Origin of the sequence: Ensifer adhaerens (genome assembly GCF_002007205.1) — a bacterium.
Taxonomy (GTDB): Bacteria; Pseudomonadota; Alphaproteobacteria; order Rhizobiales; family Rhizobiaceae; genus Ensifer; species Ensifer adhaerens_D.
Genome location: NZ_LAZS01000008.1, coordinates 115,773 through 132,691, shown reverse-complemented (window position 1 = coordinate 132,691; position 16,919 = coordinate 115,773). Strand labels below are relative to the sequence as shown.

10 protein-coding genes are annotated in these 16,919 nt (G+C 63.8%); 3 read left to right on the top strand and 7 right to left on the bottom strand.

What is annotated here, in order from left to right; genetic code table 11:
• Positions 1–48: 48 nt before the first annotated feature.
• The gene (locus XB14_RS18920) at positions 49–4,530 is read right to left on the bottom strand and encodes a putative Ig domain-containing protein (RefSeq protein WP_179119615.1); all 4,482 of its coding nucleotides are present in this window, start codon (positions 4,528–4,530) and stop codon (positions 49–51) included.
• 590 nt (positions 4,531–5,120) lie between these two features.
• Between XB14_RS18920 and XB14_RS18915 the strand changes: the two genes are divergently transcribed.
• A complete protein-coding gene (locus tag XB14_RS18915; RefSeq protein WP_077963148.1) occupies positions 5,121–6,080 on the top strand; it encodes a 3'-5' exonuclease in 960 nt (319 codons plus the stop codon).
• A 748-nt stretch (positions 6,081–6,828) separates the two neighbouring features.
• Positions 6,829–9,036: a TonB-dependent siderophore receptor gene (locus XB14_RS18910; RefSeq protein ID WP_077963500.1), complete on the top strand. Its 2,208-nt coding sequence runs from the start codon at positions 6,829–6,831 to the stop codon at positions 9,034–9,036.
• Between the two features lie 75 nt (positions 9,037–9,111).
• On the opposite strand, the gene XB14_RS18905 is transcribed toward XB14_RS18910, so the two are convergent.
• From XB14_RS18905 to XB14_RS18880, 6 genes are all read right to left on the bottom strand, one after another.
• Positions 9,112–10,653 carry an aldehyde dehydrogenase family protein gene (locus XB14_RS18905; RefSeq protein WP_419178601.1) on the bottom strand — a complete coding sequence of 514 codons (1,542 nt, stop codon included), beginning with the start codon at positions 10,651–10,653 and terminating at the stop codon, positions 9,112–9,114.
• Positions 10,654–10,671: 18 nt separating this feature from the next.
• Positions 10,672–11,556, bottom strand: coding sequence for an NAD(P)-dependent oxidoreductase (locus XB14_RS18900; protein ID WP_077963147.1), 885 nt, complete (start codon positions 11,554–11,556; stop codon positions 10,672–10,674).
• A gap of 211 nt (positions 11,557–11,767) precedes the next feature.
• Positions 11,768–12,685 carry a LysR family transcriptional regulator gene (locus tag XB14_RS18895; protein WP_234804083.1) on the bottom strand — a complete coding sequence of 306 codons (918 nt, stop codon included), beginning with the start codon at positions 12,683–12,685 and terminating at the stop codon, positions 11,768–11,770.
• Between the two features lie 24 nt (positions 12,686–12,709).
• Complete coding sequence (locus XB14_RS18890; protein ID WP_077963145.1) at positions 12,710–13,867, bottom strand: M20 aminoacylase family protein; 1,158 nt, start codon at positions 13,865–13,867, stop codon at positions 12,710–12,712.
• A 105-nt stretch (positions 13,868–13,972) separates the two neighbouring features.
• The gene (locus XB14_RS18885; RefSeq protein WP_077963144.1) at positions 13,973–14,488 is read right to left on the bottom strand and encodes a hypothetical protein; all 516 of its coding nucleotides are present in this window, start codon (positions 14,486–14,488) and stop codon (positions 13,973–13,975) included.
• A gap of 15 nt (positions 14,489–14,503) precedes the next feature.
• Positions 14,504–15,322 carry a DUF3100 domain-containing protein gene (locus XB14_RS18880; RefSeq protein WP_077963143.1) on the bottom strand — a complete coding sequence of 273 codons (819 nt, stop codon included), beginning with the start codon at positions 15,320–15,322 and terminating at the stop codon, positions 14,504–14,506.
• A 450-nt stretch (positions 15,323–15,772) separates the two neighbouring features.
• On the opposite strand from XB14_RS18880, the gene XB14_RS18875 reads away from it, so the two are divergent.
• Positions 15,773–16,798 (top strand): ABC transporter substrate-binding protein, encoded by a 1,026-nt coding sequence (locus XB14_RS18875; RefSeq protein WP_077963498.1) that lies wholly within the window; start codon positions 15,773–15,775, stop codon positions 16,796–16,798.
• The last annotated feature ends 121 nt before the right edge of the window (positions 16,799–16,919 follow it).

Below are 16,919 nucleotides of genomic sequence, written 5' to 3'. Positions count from 1 at the left end.
AAAGTGCGGCGGACTGTCGGCGCAGGCCGCTGCCATTCGATGGCGCCGTTAGAAGCGCACGCTGATCCCCACTCTGCCGCCAGCGGCCTGTTCGCCATCTTCTTCGATGTTGAAAAGCAGGGCCGCGTCCAGGTTCCAGTTGATGTCGTTGGAGAGATCGACGCCCGCCGACAACGTGCCGAAAGCACCGCTGTTGTCGAGTGCGGCAAAGCCGACGCTGGCGCCCATCCGCGGCGTTAGCGTCAAGCCGTTTTCGAGCTCGTAGCTGCGCTCGATTTCCGCACCGGCGCTGAAGCGCCACTGCTGCTCGGTAAAGCCGTCGAGGGATACGGTCCCGCCGGCGCCGTTCGAGACGCTATAGTCATCGACCTTTTCGTTGAAGAAAACCGCCCTGAGTTTTGGCGTCAGGATCGTGTCCTCATCGATCAGCCATTGTCCCTGCAGCTTGGTGTCCCACAGCCAGCGAGTCGTGTCGAACGAGCCGTCGAAGAACGCCGTGTCGATGTCGTTCCAGGAGCCGCCATAGAGCAGGCTCGTGTCGAGGAACACGCCCTTGCCGATCTCGAACGAGGCGTAGGGGCCGGCGAGCCAACCGTTGCCGGTCAGTTCGGCATCCTCCTCCGTCGGGTCGCTCATGCGGTCGAAATGGAAGGATAGACCGACGAGTGCCTTTTCGTTGATGAGGTAGTCGGCCCCCGCTGAGAACATTCCGAAATTGCCCCACCGGCCGTCGTTCTGATCGCGCTTGTGCATCAGGAACGTGCCGTCGATCCAGACGTCGAAGGGCGAGAGCATGGGATCGGCCTGCGTTTCGGCGCCTTCGGCGGTCTTGCGGGCCGCCTCGATCTGCGAGAGGCTGGTGGCAAAACCAAGCGTAATGCCGTCGGCTGACGGCGACACGCGCGTCGTGACCGGATCGCTGCTCGTTGCGTTTCTCCGCCGATCGAGCAGACCCGGCACCTTCAGCGTCGAGGAGATGAGGTTCTGTCGGGTTTCGACAAAACCACGGACGAGACGGTCGACTTCATCGGCGACATGCAGAGGATCAAAGCCGATGCGATAGGAAATGCTGGCGACGTTCGACGCGCCGCTGGCGCTCGACAGTCTGTAGCCGACGACGGCGGTCCCCGAGAAGGCAGGGTTCGGGGTGAACTTCAGATAGTATCCGACCGGTGTGAAGCTGCCGGCGGCCGCAAGTTCACCTTCGATGATCTCAGCCCTTCCCGCGTTCGGCGGCTGGACGAATGCGACGGCGGCCGAGGTGAAGGGGCCGCCGGTCGCGCCAGCGTTCAGATAGACATTCGGCGGCGAAGAGCCGGGGGGAACGGTGACTGTCCTGTCGGGCGCTGTCACCTCGCGCGCCTCGACCGTGATGGAATAGGACGCCGTGCCGCTGTTGCCGGCAGTGTCTGTTGCCCTGATCGTGAACCTGTGTTCCCCGATTGTCGCGTCTGCGTCGAGCGGGCCTGTCAGCGCGCCGGTGGAAACGTTCAGGATCATGCCCTTGGGCAGGCTGCCGCTGCTGACGTCGTAGAGCAGCGCGCCAACACCTCCGTTTGCCGCTATGCTGACGCTGTAGTTCTCGCCGGCCATGGCTGCCGGCAAGGCCCCGGCAGCCGGCACGAACGACAAAGTCAGCGATGCAGCCTTGATTGTCAGGGCGTATGCCGACGAGCCGCTTGTGCCATATGCATCCGTGGCGGTGACGGTGAAGTTGGAGCTGCCGGCCGCGGTCGGGGTTCCTGACAAGGTGCCGTCGGCCGCGATGCTGAGCCCCGCCGGAAGTGTGCCTGCGGTCACCGAATAGGAATAGGGTGCCGCGCCACCGCTGGCAGAGATCGTTTGGCTGTAGGCGGTGCCGACCGTTCCCGCGGCAAGTCCCGAAGGCGCCACTGTGATCGTCGGAGTGCTGACGGCCAGTGTATAGCTTTGCGCCCCGGTTCTGCCGAGGGCGTCGGTTGCCCGGACGTCGAACGTCGAGTTCCCGCTCGCGGTCGGCGTGCCGGAGAGCGTCCCGTTGGCGGCAAGGTTGAGGCCTGCCGGCAACGTGCCGGAGGTGACGGTATAGCCGTAAGGGCTGACGCCGCCGCTGGCGATCAACGTTTGGCTATAGGCCGTGCCCGTCGACGCGGAAGGCAGTGTCGCCGGCGAGAGCGTGATCGTGGGCGCGCCAATCACCAGCGTATAGGCTTTACTGGCGAAAAAGGGGCCGCCGGTTCCACTGGAGCTGTCGGTGGCACGAATTGTGACTTTGAAGGTCCCACTCGCTGTCGGCGTGCCGGAAAGGGTGCCGTCTGCGGCCAGGGTGATGCCGGCTGGCAATGTGCCTGACGCGAGGGAATAGGTATACGGCGCTGTTCCCCCGTTTGCCGTCACCGGCTGGGCGTAGGCGACACCTATTTCTCCGGCCACAAGGCTTGCCGGTGAAAAGGTGATCGTCGGCGCGCCAACCACGACCGTGTAGGCCTGAGTGCCGATGCTGCCGAGAGTGTCGGTCGCTTTGACGGTGAACGAGAAGTTCCCGCTGCCTGTTGCCGTCCCGGACAATGTTCCGTCGCCCAACAATACGATCCCGGGCGGGGCTGTGCCTGAAGACATCGTATAGCTGTAGGGTCCGGTTCCACCGGTCGCCACGATCGCCTGATTGTAGGCAGCACCGATCGATATGGCCGGCAAGGTCACAGGCGAAAGCGTGATCGCCGGTGCCCCGATCTGCAACGTGTAGGTCTGGGTGCCGGAATAGGGGCCAGCACCGGTGGAACTGTCCGTGACCTCAATGGTGACGTTGGAAGGGCCGATCGCCGTTGGCGTGCCCGACAAGGTGCCGTCCGTGGCAAGCGTGATGCCTGGCGGCAATGCGCCAACCTTGACGCTAAAACCATACGGAGCCGTTCCACCGCTGGCCAGAATGGTCTGGCTGTAGGCCGCGCCGACATTGCCGCCTGGTAGGCTTGCCGGAGATATGGCGATTGTCGGAGCGTTGACGGTGAGGGTGTAGGCCAGCGTGCCAATGCTGCCGAACGCGTCGGTGGCCATGACCGTGAACGAGAAACTTCCTCCAGCCGTCGGCGTGCCGGACAGTGTCCCGTTGCTCGCCAAGTTCAGTCCCGCCGGCAGTGAGCCAGATTGCACTGTGTAACTGTAGGGACTGGACCCGCCCGTTGCGGTGATCGTCTGGTTATAGGCAGCGGCGACCGTTGCTGCAGGCAAGGTCGCAGGCGAAAGTGCAATCGTCGGTGCCACGATCTTAAGAGTATACGCCGCCGTGATCGTCTCGTTATGGCCATCCGTGGCCGTGATCGAAAAGTTGAAGGTGTTGGCTGACGTCGGCGTACCCGAGAGCGCACCTGCCGACGAGAGGGTCAACCCGGCCGGAAGTGCGCCCGCCGCAAGGGAATAGGTCCGGGGCGACAGTCCTCCCGAGGCGATGAAATCCAGGTCGTAGGATGCCCCGACGGTGCCCTGGGCCAAAGTGCCGGCTGGCGGGGCGAGGGACAACGGTGCGCCGCGCGTGACGACAAGCGAATAGGTCTTCTGAGTGGATCGATCCTGCGCGGTAACGGTTACGGAGATGGAGTTCATTCCCACGCCCAGGCTGATCGCGCCCGAAGGCGAGCCGCTTGCGACCGGAGTGCCATTGATGGAGACGGTCGCTCCGCTGTCGGTGGTCGTTGAGGTCAGGGACAGCGACGAGACGCTGTTTGGAACATTTATGGAATAGTTCGTCGTCGTTGAAGCGAACGAAGGCGACAGTGTCCCCGTGCTCGGGGAGAGGAGGCTGAGCGTCGCGTCGATTGATGGCGCGATATAGGTGAACCCTCCGGGAAGCGTCCCTGTCCCGGCCGGGTTGGTGACGACGACATCGACTGCGCCAGCCGCATGGGTCGGCGCGACGGCGGTAATCTGCGTGGCACTGACGACGACGACCGACGTGGCAGCGGTTCCGCCGAAAGTAACACCTGTCGTGCCGGTAAAATCGGTGCCGCTGATTGTGACGGCGGTCGCGTCCACTGTCAGGCCGGATGCAGGCGAGATCGACGTGACCGTGGGCGGCAACAGCGTCGAGCGGCATGTGACCGTAACCGTCGCGACGCCGCTCTCGGCGCCGCCTGCCACGTACACCCAGTATGACTGCGCCGGATCGAGCGGGATGCTGCCGGAACGCGTAAAGTCATCCGGTTCATTCTCACCGACGATGTGCGCGACCAGCCTCGTGTCATAGTCGGGGTTCTGTGAAACGCCGAACGACGCGCCAGCCTTGCCGCGGCTCTTTTCCAAGGCGCTGCTGTTGGTCACGATGGCTGTATAGGTGAGTTCCTCACCCGGATCGAACGACGAATAGAAGCCGTCGAACCACGTATCCGGAGCGCCCCGCGAAACATTCGACCAATTGGCGTTGATCTCATTGCAGGCGGTGGAAAGAGCGTAGGCGTTGCCGGCCACCAGCAGCGCGACAAGGAACGTCGCAAGCCAGGTGGCGACCGCCTTGCTCCAACGGGGCAGACCTGCCGGGCGCTTGGGGCGGGCCATGGGCTGCGCGACGGGAGAAGAACTTCGTGGAGCAACGATTTCTCGCCCAGAGTCACGACAGGAATACGCCATCGAAAAAATGCCCCACCACGAATGCCAAACGCAAGCGTACGTGGCGAGAAGGCAAGGCCTTCGTCACACGCGTCTTTCGTCTGGATTGTCCCCCGATTGCCGTCGGTCGGTTGACACCAACAGAACTCCAGCAAGTCATAAGTGTTACTTATTGCTGGTTCGCATACGTGTGGCTGTAGCCTTCTTGCCACACACGTGCAGATTTAGTAATTTTGCCTGGGGACATTCATCTTCTCGCGATGTCTGCTGCGGCACTGCCGTTCCCGTTCTGCGTTTGCGAGGACAGGGCGGCAGATGCCGCCGAAGGCTTTTCGAGCGGCGTTCTCCCCATCCTTGCTTTGCCCCGGGGGGCGCCGTGTCGGCTCGGGCAGGCACCGTTTTCGTGATTGAGCCCTGTCGGCCCTCGGGCTTACGCAAGCGGTAGTCCCCATCATTCTTCCCGATTTGCTGGGAAGCATTCCTGTTAGCCGCTATTCTGGAACACAGACGTGTGAGTCGTTAATGTGCGGGACAACCGAATGACGCAGCAGTTCGACCTCTTTGTTTCGGACGAGGCAACTTCCAAAAAGGCAAGCGGTGGACAGGCGGTCAAGCGCGCATCGCTGACCGAGGACGATATGGTCCGTCACCTTCAGGCGACGGGTCGCTATCGCCTGCTGCAGCGGCTGGTGCCGCGCGACGTGGTGCCTGTTGCTCGCCCCGGCTTTCCGCTGCATGGGGTCATCCTCGATACCGAGACCACCGGGCTCAGCCATCGCAAGGACGAGATCATCGAGATCGGGCTGATCGCTTTTACCTTCGATGAGAAGGGAAACCTCGGGGATGTGACGGGCGTTTTTGGCGGCCTGCGGCAGCCGAGCAATCCGATCCCTGCCGAGATCACCCGTCTCACCGGCATTACCAATGAGATGGTCGCGGGAAAGACGATCGATCTCGACGAAGTGCGGACGCTGATGGAAAAGGCGGACCTCGTTATCGCCCACAATGCCGGCTTCGATCGTCCTTTTTGTGAAGCCTTTTCACCCGTTTTCGAAGGAAAGGCATGGGCCTGTTCCGTCTCCGAGATCGATTGGTCCTCACGCGGCTTCGAGGGCACCAAGCTTGGCTATCTGATCGGGCAGGCCGGCTATTTCCACGATGGCCACCGGGCGGTCGACGATTGTTTCGCCCTGCTCGAAGTCCTTGCCAAGGATAGCGGCTCCGGGAACACGCCCTTTGCCGAACTCTACGAGGCAAGCCAACGATCGCGCGTCCGCATCTTCGCGGAAAACAGCCCGTTCGACATGAAGGATCATCTGAAGGCGCGCGGTTATCGCTGGTCTGACGGAAGCGACGGCCGTCCGAAATCCTGGTGGATCGAGGTCGCCGATTCAGCGCTCGAGGACGAGCTCGGCTACCTGCGCTCGGAGATCTATCGCTGGAAGGAAGCCGATCCGCCGATCAAGCGCCTGACCGCCTTCGATCGCTTCCGGGCCTGACACTCGGGCGAGCCGCGTGGGTCCGAAGGGGGTGACCTTGCGCGGATGCGGCTACATCGATCAAATCATCCTGCTTTCTGCCGGCCTTTGCATGAGGGCAGCTTCCGATCGGAGCGTCCGCATTGGCGTTGGCTGCGCTGCGCACCGACCTGCGTCGGACGCTCCCTTTTCCTCGGCCGCGGCCGATTCCCGTTCATCACCGGCGCCCGGTTTACCGTTAACCACTGAATTCGCGCATAAAAAGCGTGGACGGCAAGCCGAATCCGACTATAGGTGCATAGACTTGACCTAAAAAATCAAGTTTTAGGTCGTTGTTATAGTTCATGTTTCACTGCCGATGATTGCAATGTCGCCCAGTCCCAAGAGCGTTCCCGAAGGTGGGATACCCCGTTATCGCCGACAGTTTCTGCGGCGACCGGTCCGTATGGCTGCGACCGAATTTGCAATGACCGAAGGGCCCGTTGCGCTCCCGCTTTGCCGAAGCGAGCTCTTACGAACAAGGCCGGTCTGTCGGTCGAAATAACCGCAACTGAACGCAATGTCCGGGGGACGCCTTGCGCCGTTTTTAGGAACGGTGAGGGCGCGTGCGTCGCGTTCTGAGCGACGGCCAAATTTGGCCGACAACCGCGGCGGATACGCAATTCACGTTTATCGAAGTTACAGGGGTAAGAGAATGGCAAGGGGCAAGTTCAATTCGGTTTCGCGTCGGCGAGGCAAGGTGGTGCTGGCGGGCGTGTCGCTGCTGGCGATGTCCGCCGTGGTGGCGTCGGCTCAGGAGACGCGCAAGACCAAACGGGTCGAAGCCCCGGCGCAGGCCGAAAGCCAATCGGGCGGTGCGACGAAACTGGCACCCATCGTGGCGGTCGGGCAGACGGGCGGCCAGCCACCCGAGACCGGCACCATCGGCCAGCCCTCGGCTCCCTATGCCGGCGGTCAGATGGCGACCGGCGCGCGGCTCGGCGCGCTCGGCAACCGTTCTGTCAAAGAAACGCCGTTCAGCATCACCGGCTATACGGACAAGCTGATCCGCGATCAGCAGGCGCGAACGATCGCCGACATCACGCTCAACGATCCGTCCGTGCGCGCGGACGCGCCGGCCTTCAGCGAACGCGATTCCTTCTTCATTCGCGGCTTCTCGGTCACCAACCTGGATACAGCCTATGACGGCCTCTTCTATCTGACCAATCCGCGCCGCAGCCCCCTTGAGGGTATCGAGCGCGTCGAGGTCCTGAAGGGCCCGAGCACGCTGGTCAACGGGGGCGTCGGCCGCGTCGGCGGCACCATCAACCTGGTGCCCAAGCGCGCCACCGATGAGCCGCTGACGCGGCTGACGACCACTTACCTCTCGGACTCGCAACTGTGGACGCATCTCGACGTCGGCCGCCGCTTCGGACCGGAAGGTGAGTGGGGCGTCCGCTTCAACGGCTCCTATCGCGGCGGCGACACAGCGCTTGATCACAACGAGAACGAGATCGGCGTGCTGTCGCTCGGGCTCGACTATCGCGGCGACCGGGTGCGCGCCTCGCTCGATCTCAACCATTCTAAACAGAACATTAATGCGCCAGCCTCGCTGTTCAATGCGGCAGCGCCAGGCATCAAAATCCCGGAAGCGCCCGACGGCCGGATCAACACGTCCAATCCGTTCGAGTACCACGACAGCGAGCACAACATGGTCGCTGGTCGCATCGAGTTCGACGTGCTGGACAACACCACTGTTTACGCCGCCGGCGGCATCAGCCGTTACCGCGAGGACTTCCTGAGCACGTCCTACACCATTCAAAATCCCAATGGCGATGCGCTGGCCGAGTTCGGCTACAATCCGCAGGAGATCCAGGGGGTCTCGGGTGAGGTTGGTCTCCGCTCGGAGTTCGATACCGGACCCGTCGGTCATCAGCTCAGCGTTTCTGTGAGCCGAGCGCTCAACGAGAATAACCGCGGCTACTTCCATCCGGGTAGGCTCGGCTTCAGAAGCTACATGACCAACATCTACAATCCGATCTATGTGCCGAGCGATTGGGTCAATACGGGCGGGCTTCCGCGCTCGAACGACCTGCATGCGTTTTCGGACCTACTCGCGACCAGCGTCGCGATCTCCGATACGCTTTCGTTCGCCGAAGATCGATTCCAGCTGACGGTCGGCGGGCGCTATCAGGAAATGCGTGTACGAGGATACAATACGCGTCCCGGCGCCGTGCCGCTCGGTCAACAGACCTACTATTACGAGGAAGGCCGGTTCAGCCCTGCTGTCGCGGCACTCGTAAACGTCACCGACAGCTTCTCTGTCTACGGCAACTACGTGGAAGCCCTAACCGAGGGACCGACGCCGCCGTCCAACGCTCTGAACAGCAACCAGATATTCCCCCCTGTTGTCAGCAAGCAGAAGGAAATCGGCTTCAAATACGACCTCGGCGAAGTAATGCTCGGCGCAGCGCTGTTCGAGATCAGGCAGCCAAACGGTTTGACAACCGGCGGCGTCTTCGCCGTCGACGGCCTGCAGGTGAACCGAGGCATCGAGCTGTCAGCCTATGGCGAACCGGTTGACGGCGTTCGTTTGCTTGGTGGCGTCACCTTCATGGACGCCAAGCTCGATAAGGCAGAGAACTCGAGAACAGGAGAGCGGTTCGATGGCAACCGTGTCCCTGGCGTCCCGACGACCGCGATCAGCCTCTATGGAGAATACGACACACCCTGGGTCGAGGACCTGACGCTCACCGGTCGCCTCGTTTATACCGGCAGCACGTACTACGACCAGAGGAACACGCAAAAGGTCTCGGACTGGACGCGGGTCGATCTCGGTGCGCGCTACTCCTTCGAGCGTGAAAACGGTAAGCCGGTGGAAATCCGGGCGACCGTCCAGAACGTGTTCGACGAGAACTACTGGGCCTCGTCCGCCCGCGGTTTCCTCGCCGCCGGCGCACCGCGCACGTTCATGGTGTCGACCGCATTCGAATTCTGAGCCTGCGGAACTTCAGTCACAAAAGGGAACGGCCGGCATTTCGCCGGCCGTTCCTCGTTTCGGGGGTAGCGTGGATCAGGCTTCCGGCGAATAGCCGAAGACGACGGCCGGATTTTCGGCGGTCTCGACCCAGACGCTCTTCGTCTGGGTATAGGCCATCAGCGCGTCGCGGCCGGAAGAGCGGCCATAGCCGGAGCGTCCGAAGCCGCCAAAGGGCGACATGACGCTGATCGTCTTGTAGCCGTTGATCCAGAAGGTTCCGGCCCGCACATTCGAGGCGACCCGGTGGGCGCGGCCGACATCGCGGGTCCAGACGGCGCCGGCAAGGCCATAGGGGTTGTCGTTGGCGAGAGCCACCGCCTCTTCCTCGTCGTCGAAAACGGTGACGCCGACGACCGGGCCGAAGACCTCTTCGCGGGCGATCGTCATGTCCGGCTTGACGTTGTCGAGAATGGTCGGTGCGAAATAGAAACCGCCCGAGGACTGAAGTGCGGAAGGCTTGGCGCCGCCGGTTGCAAGCGTCGCACCTTCGGCAACGCCCTGGCGCACCATCTCCTCGATCTTCGCCCATTGCCGTGCATTGTTGATCGGGCCGATCTGCGTGGTGTCGAGATAGGGATCGCCGACGGGGATGCGCGCGGCCGCTTGAGCATAGCGCTCGACGAACTGCTGGTGCACCGAGCGATGCACGAGCAGGCGCGAGCCGGCAACGCAGCTCTGGCCGGCGCCCGAGAAGATCGCCGACTGCGCGCCGACGATGGCACGGTCGATATCGGCATCGGCAAAGACGATGTTGCCGGATTTGCCGCCGAGTTCGAGGATGCAGGGAACGGTGTTCTTCGCCGCCGCTGCCGCAATCGCCGAGCCGGCGAGCGCCGAGCCTACGAAGACGACGAGTGCCGTCTTCGGATGCGCGACCATCGCCTGGCCCGCCGTCAACCCTTGCCCGGCGATGACGTTGACGAGGCCGCGCGGCGCGCCGCCGGCCTCGCAGAGGGCGCCGAGCACCAGGGTGCTGAGCGGCGTCAGTTCCGACGGCTTGATGACGACGCCGTTGCCGGCGCAGATGGCCGGCGCAATCTGCCAGCCGCCGGTAAAGAGCGGGGCGTTCCACGGCGTGATCTGGGCGACGACGCCGACGGGTTCGTTGCGGGTGTAGTTCAGGTGGGACGTCGGTACCGGGATGACTTCGCCATGCAGCTTGTCGCACCAGCCGGCATAGTATTCGAACATCTCGGCGACCCGCACCGCCTCGCCGCGGATGTCGCGGATCGGCCGTCCGGCCGACCGGCTTTCAAGCTCGGCAATTTCGCCTGCGCGCTCGCGGATCTTGCGGGCGATCTCGTTCATCACCCGGCCGCGGGCGGACGCCGTCATCGCAATCCACTCGCGCTGGGCACGGGCTGCTGCCTGCATCGCCGCATCGACTACATCGCTTCCGGCATCCTTGAATGTGGCAAAGACTTCGCCGGTCGCAGGATCGGTCAGCTTCTGTTCATCGCCGGAACCGGGCACCAGCGCGCCGTCGACATAGCTGCCGATTTCCGTGCCGGGGATGATGCCGTGGAAGAGGGCGCGTATGCGCTCGGCCTTGGCGGGCATGGTCATGTCGTTCATCGTCGTTCCCTTCAAGTCTCAGTTGTCGTTGGCCACCGGGCGGAAGGCGCCCATGCGGGTGAAGTCTTCGGCGTTGCCGAGCGGGCTTTCCGCCCAGAGCCTGGCCACGGCACTTGCAAGCGGAAGCTCGGCGCCGGTGCGTGCCGCAAGCTCGCTGGCGAGCCGCACGTCCTTGCGCATCAGGCCCATGGTGAAGCCGCTGTCGAAGCGGCCGTTCATCACCCAGGTCGGGAAATGCACCTCGCTGATCATCGATTTGCCGGACGCGGCGTTGAGCACCTTCAGCGCCTCGTCCGCATCAAGCCCGGCGGCAAGCGCCAGCTTCAGCCCTTCGCCTGTCGTCACCATATGGGCGGCGGCGAGCAGGTTGTTGACGAGCTTGGCAACGTTGCCGGCGCCGCTCGGGCCGACATGCAGCGCCTTGGCCGACATCGCGTCGATCACCGGGCCGGCAAGGGCGACGTCCGCGTCACTGCCACCGATCATCATCGTCAGCTTGCCGCTTGCGGCACCTGCCGGACCGCCGGAGACGGGCGCGTCGATGAAGCCGTGGCCGAGGCCGGCAAGGGCTGCGGCGAGATCACGCGAGACATCCGGCTCGGAGCTCGAGGTGTCGATGATGACGACGCGCCGGCCGGCTGTCTTCAGCGCTTCGAGATTGGCTTCCACCACCGCGGCCACGTCCTTGGCGGTCGGCAGCGAGAAGACGATGAAGTCGGTGTCGAAGAAGACGTCAGTCAGGGCCTCGACGGGCGTGACGCCGCCTTCGGCGGCAAGCGCGCGCCGCGCCTCCGAGAGATCAAAACCTTTGACGGCAAATCCCTTGCCGGCGAGCGTCGTCGCCATGCCGAGCCCCATGGCGCCCATTCCCACCACGCCCACTGTCGTTCGTTCCGCCGTCATGATCCGCTCTACCCCTCGAATGATCTTGATGATCGGGCGAAGGTGGCATGCGGGGTGGTGAGCGGGTAGACGGCGCGCCCGGTACATTGCGTTGCTGCCTTGGCAACGTCTGCGGCGTTGTCCTTCGGCGCTGCGCGGCTACGCCTGACTGGTCGCGAATGGAGGCCGCGGTTGGTCGGGAGCAATGGTGAGGATGGGGAAGGGCGGGCGATCAGTCCCTGAACGACTGCATTTCGGCCGCCAGGTGCCGGCCGAGCTTTTCGACCGAAAGCGGCAGTCGGCGGTGGGCGCGCACCATCAGGTGGGCGGTCGCCTCGCTCAGCAGCGGATCGGAAAGATCGATCGCCTGCATGGCGCCACGCGCGATTTCCACTGTGACCGCCGTGCGCGGCAGGAAGGTGACGCCAAGGCCGGCGGCGACGAAGCGGCGGAGCACCTCGATCGAATGGGTTTCGAGCAGCGGCGCCAGCGCCAGCCCGGCATCGGCCGCCACCCGCGCCACCAGCTGCGTCACGCCGTTGCCCTTGCCGAGAAGCGCGCAAGGGGCGGCAAGACAATCGGCGAGCGTCAGGTCATTGCGCTCCGAGAGCGGGTGCCCCGAGGGCACGATGACGCAGAGTGGCTGGCGGGCGATCGCCAACGCCCGGATGCGCGGATCGGTGAAGGGGGTATAGGCGATGCCGATATCGGCGTCGCTGTTGGCGATGGCGTCGACCACGTCTTCGGTGCTGCCGAGCTCGACGATATAGCGGACATAGGAATGCGCCTTGGAGAACGAGGACAGCCCGTTCTCCACCAGGTCGGCCATGAAGCCTTCGCCGCAGCGAATGCGGATGCGGGTCTGCTGCACGCCGCGGATCTGGTCGAGCTGTTCGGCGAGCAGCCCGTTGTCCTCAAGCACCCGCTTGCCGTGTTCGAGCACCAGCTCGCCGGCATCGGTCAAGACCGTGCCGCGGGCGGTGCGTTCGAACAGCGACAGGCCGATGTCGCGTTCGGTGTCGGCGATCTGCCGGCTGACGACCGAGGGCGCCAGTCCCATATGCTCCGCAGCGCCCCGGATCGAACCGATGCGCGCAACCGCCATAAAGATCCTGAGCGCTTTCGCGTCGAGTACGTCCATGGCAGTCATGGATGCGACGGAATCCCCTTGGGGTCAACGGCCAAGCGAGGTCGCGATCAGCCGTGTCCAGAGGTTTACGCCCTGGCCGATGATCGCGTCGTTGAAATCATAGTGCGGCGAGTGCAGGCCGGGGTTTGCGCCTTCGCGCCGAGCACCGAGCCAGAGGTAGCAGCCGGGGCGCTCATCGAGCATGAAGGCGAAGTCTTCCGCTGCCATGCTCGGGGCCGCGTCGACGACCGTCAATTGAGGGTCTGCAGCGGCAACCGAGCGCGCGAGCGCGGCGGCTGCCGGGTCGTTGATGGTGGCGGGATAGCGCCGCTGATAGTCGAGTTCGGCCTTGCAGCCGAGACCCTCGGCAAGCGCCGTGACTAGCGTGCCCATGCGGCTTTCGAGCGTGTCGCCGACCGCCTTGTCGAACCAGCGCGTCGTGCCGCGGATCACCGCCTTCTCAGGGATGACGTTCCAGGCGTCGCCGCCATGGATCTGCGTGACGGAGACGACGGCGGCCTCGAGCGGCGAGACGTTGCGGCTGGCGATCGTCTGCAGCGCCGTCACGATCTGGGCGCTGGCGACGAGCGGGTCGGCACCCTCGTGCGGCATCGCCCCATGGGCGCCACGACCGGTGATGGTGATCTCGAAGACGCCGAAGGCGGCCATCATCGCATCGTCGCGGGCGACCACCGAACCGACGTCGAGCGCCGGCCAGTTGTGCAGCGCATAGACGGCATCGGCCGGGAAATCACGGAAGAGGCCATCGGCGACCATGACGCGGGCGCCGCCCTCGGCCTCTTCGGCCGGTTGGAAGATGAAATGCACGGTGCCGTCGAAGTCCATCTCGCTCGCCTGCCGGGCGGCGGCCAGCAGCATGGCGACGTGGCCGTCGTGGCCGCAGGCGTGCATCTTGCCCGTCGTCTTCGAGGCGTAGGCAGCGCCGGTCGTCTCGACGATCGGCAGCGCGTCCATGTCGGCGCGAATGGCGATCGATCGGTTCGACGGGCCACGCCTGAGCGTGCCGACAAGCCCGGTGCCGCCATAACCGTCCTTCACGGCAATGCCCCATTCGGCAAGCCGGCCGGCGATGAAGGCCGCGGTCTGGCGTTCCTCGAAGGCAAGCTCGGGATGGGCATGCAGGTGATGACGCCAGCGGATCGTTTCCTCGATGCGCTCGGGGCTGATGTCGTGGCGTGTCATTGCGTGCGTCCTGTCATTTGAGGGGGTGGCCGGCCGCAGAGCGGCCGACCTGTTCTTCTTACACAATTCCGGATGGAAAACCGCTTCCTGGAATTGCGTGCCGCGTTACTGTCCGAGGCGGAGGAAGAGGTCGGCGACGACGACCGAGCCCATATAGGTGCCGACCATCACGCAGATCGCGACGATGACGATCTTCCAGCCCGAGCGGCGGGCGATGGCGAATTCGTTCGCGGTGAGTGCCAGGCCGCCATAGGCAAGCGCCGGCGTCGCAAGCGCCAGGAAGTTGAGGTGCTCGACCTTCTCGCTGACCCAGGCCGCACCCGGTACGCCCGGGATGGTGATGAGGATCGCGATCAGCGAGACCCAGGCGACGCCAGGCAGATAGAAGGGCACGAAGCGGGCAAGCGCCAGGCCGACGATGCAGGCGATGTAGAGCGTCGCCATGCCCGGCAGCGCCGTCAGCGGCGAGGTGCCGGTGCCGACCCAGTTGGCGACAAGGCCGATGGCGCAGGCGATCAGAAGCAGGCCGGCATGGCCGACGACATCGATCTTGCGCTCGTCCTCGGGGCTAAGCGCGAGGTCTTCTGCATAGTTGGCGGAGGTGTTGGTCTGATTGCTCATGGTTTTCTCTCCCGATCAGGCTGCGGTGCGACGCTCGGACGGGCGCGCCTTGTTGTAGAGCCACTCGGTCAAGGGCAGCGCGACGAACATGCCGACATAGAGGCCGGTGGCATAGGTCAGGATGTTGCTGGCGGCGGCGAGTGCGAGAATGATGTCCTTCTGGTCCGGTACAGCCGCGACAAGGCCGCCGGTGCAGGCGGCGAGCATCGAGCCCGAGCCGACGCCGCAGGACATCGCGAGCGCGCGCACGTCGAAGACGCCGAGGCCGTGGATGATCGGCGGCATGATGGCGAAGACGAAGGTACCGATCAGCGTACCGGTGGCATAGACGCCCATGGCGCCTGCGCCCTCGGGCGAGTTGAGGCCGTATTTGTCGGCGATCAGCGCGAGGTTCGGCTCGCGGTCGATCGAATAGGTGGCGCCGACGGCTTCGCGGCCCATCTTCAAGAGGAAGACCGCGACCGGGAAGGCGACGATGATCGTGCCGAGATTGCCGAGCTCCTGGAGGACCAGCGCCGGGCCGGCCTCGATGATCTTGGAGATCTGCGGGCCGACCGTCGTTCCGAACTTGGCGATGAACGGCATGATGGCGACGGTGATCATCGCGCCCGAAAGCTTGACCGCATCGCGCGACAGGAACTTGCCGGTCGCCTTGAAAATGGCAGGATTGAAGACGATGCCGAGCGCGAAGGCGTAAAGGATCGGCAGGAAGATGACGGTGCCGATGCCGATCGGAAGGCGCTGAATGCCGATCAGCTCGGAGACGATAACGATCGCCAGCACAAGGATATGCAGATAGAGCGCGCCCGAGGCGGCTCCGGTTTTCCCGGTCATGATGTTCTCCTCTGGTTGGGACCCAGTTGTTGTTCTTTGCCCAACGATAACAGTAGGGGGTGAGGGCAAATTGCGGCTAGCCGGCCGGCAAGCAACGAAGTGTTGCGATTTGAGCAACGGGCGGGCCGTTGTTCGGGCGGCCATCGGGATCGATCCCGCAGCGCCTTCATGTCATGGCTTCATTCCTGCATTTCATTCCAGTTGGCGTCACGACGAATCGTCACCGCCTCTGCCCTTGCTGTCGCATGGCGGGGAGGAGGAGCCAAGCGCTATTCCCTTCCCTTGATAGCTCTCTTGCTCTTAGCCGGGCGCGCGACCTGCCGCTTTCCATTGTCCTCTGATCGTCCCGGCGGCGGAAATTTGTAATCGCCGTAATTTTCACCAAAAATGCTTATTGAAATCGATTACATTTTCTGGCTTCATGGATTTCGCAAGATTTGGGAGGATCTTATGAAGAAATTTATCGCCGCAGCGCTTGGCGCTGTCGCAACCATTGCCATTTCCGCTTCTTTCGCCAATGCCGAGACGTTCAAGATCGGCTTGTCCAACGGCTGGGTCGGCAGCGAATGGCGCACGCAGATGATCGACGAGGCCAAGGAGGCCGCGGCGAAGTGGAAGGAAAAGGGCGTCGACGTCGAAGTCTCCGTCCAGAGCGCCAATGTCGACGTTCCCGGCCAGATCGCGCATGTGCGCAACTTCATCGCCGAGGGCGTGAACGCCATCATCATCAATCCCAACAGCCCGACGGCCTTCGATCCGATCTTCGCCCAGGCGAAGGAAGCCGGCATCCTGGTGATCGCGACGGACGCCGAGGTTTCCTCGCCGGATGCGACCTATGTCGGCATCGACCAGACGGCCTGGGGGGCTGCCGGCGCCAAGTGGCTGGCCGAAACGCTCGGCGGCAAGGGCAAGGTCGTCGCCATCAATGGTGTGGCCGGCCATCCGGCCAACGAGATGCGCGTCGCCGGCTACAAGAGCGTCTTCAAGGACCATCCGGATATCCAGGTCGTGAACGAAGTGAACGCCAACTGGGATCAGGCCCAGGGCCAGCAGGCGATGCAGAACATCCTTGCGACCTATCCTGATATCAACGGCGTCGTCGTGCAGGACGGCATGGCGGCGGGCGCCTGGAAGTCGATCATGGATGCGGGCAAGACCAGCCAGATCGCCGCGACCGGCGAAATCCGCAAGGACTTCATCGACCTCTGGGTCAAGGACAAGCTGAACTCCGGCGCCACCGTCAACCCGCCCGGCGTCATGGCAAGCGCACTCAACGTCGCGGTGCTGATGCTGCAGGGCAAGGAACTGAAAGAGCCGGCAACGGCGGGCCAGTACAAGAACGCCATGTACCTGCCGATCCCGTTCATCGACAGCAAGAACCTTGGCGACGCCGCCAAGCAGCTCGACGGCAAGCCGGGCTACTATTCCTACACCAACGCGCTTTCGATCGACGACGCCACGGCGTTGTTCAAGTAAGCTCCGATCGGCCGGGCAGCTCAAAATCCGAGTTGCCCGGCGACCGATGCCGCCGACGGCTGCCGAGGGCAGGGCCGTATCGGGGTATGAAATCAGCTGCGCGGAGCCCGTGCCGAGATAC

Bases quoted from the DNA above. Each gene is read 5' to 3' on its own strand.
- XB14_RS18920 (WP_179119615.1), bottom strand. From the start codon at position 4,530: ATGGCCCGCCCCAAGCGCCCGGCAGGTCTGCCCCGTTGGAGCAAGGCG.
- XB14_RS18915 (WP_077963148.1), top strand. From the start codon at position 5,121: ATGACGCAGCAGTTCGACCTCTTTGTTTCGGACGAGGCAACTTCCAAA.
- XB14_RS18910 (WP_077963500.1), top strand. From the start codon at position 6,829: ATGTCCGCCGTGGTGGCGTCGGCTCAGGAGACGCGCAAGACCAAACGG.
- XB14_RS18905 (WP_419178601.1), bottom strand. From the start codon at position 10,653: ATGAACGACATGACCATGCCCGCCAAGGCCGAGCGCATACGCGCCCTC.
- XB14_RS18900 (WP_077963147.1), bottom strand. From the start codon at position 11,556: ATGACGGCGGAACGAACGACAGTGGGCGTGGTGGGAATGGGCGCCATG.
- XB14_RS18895 (WP_234804083.1), bottom strand. From the start codon at position 12,685: ATGACTGCCATGGACGTACTCGACGCGAAAGCGCTCAGGATCTTTATG.
- XB14_RS18890 (WP_077963145.1), bottom strand. From the start codon at position 13,867: ATGACACGCCACGACATCAGCCCCGAGCGCATCGAGGAAACGATCCGC.
- XB14_RS18885 (WP_077963144.1), bottom strand. From the start codon at position 14,488: ATGAGCAATCAGACCAACACCTCCGCCAACTATGCAGAAGACCTCGCG.
- XB14_RS18880 (WP_077963143.1), bottom strand. From the start codon at position 15,322: ATGACCGGGAAAACCGGAGCCGCCTCGGGCGCGCTCTATCTGCATATC.
- XB14_RS18875 (WP_077963498.1), top strand. From the start codon at position 15,773: ATGAAGAAATTTATCGCCGCAGCGCTTGGCGCTGTCGCAACCATTGCC.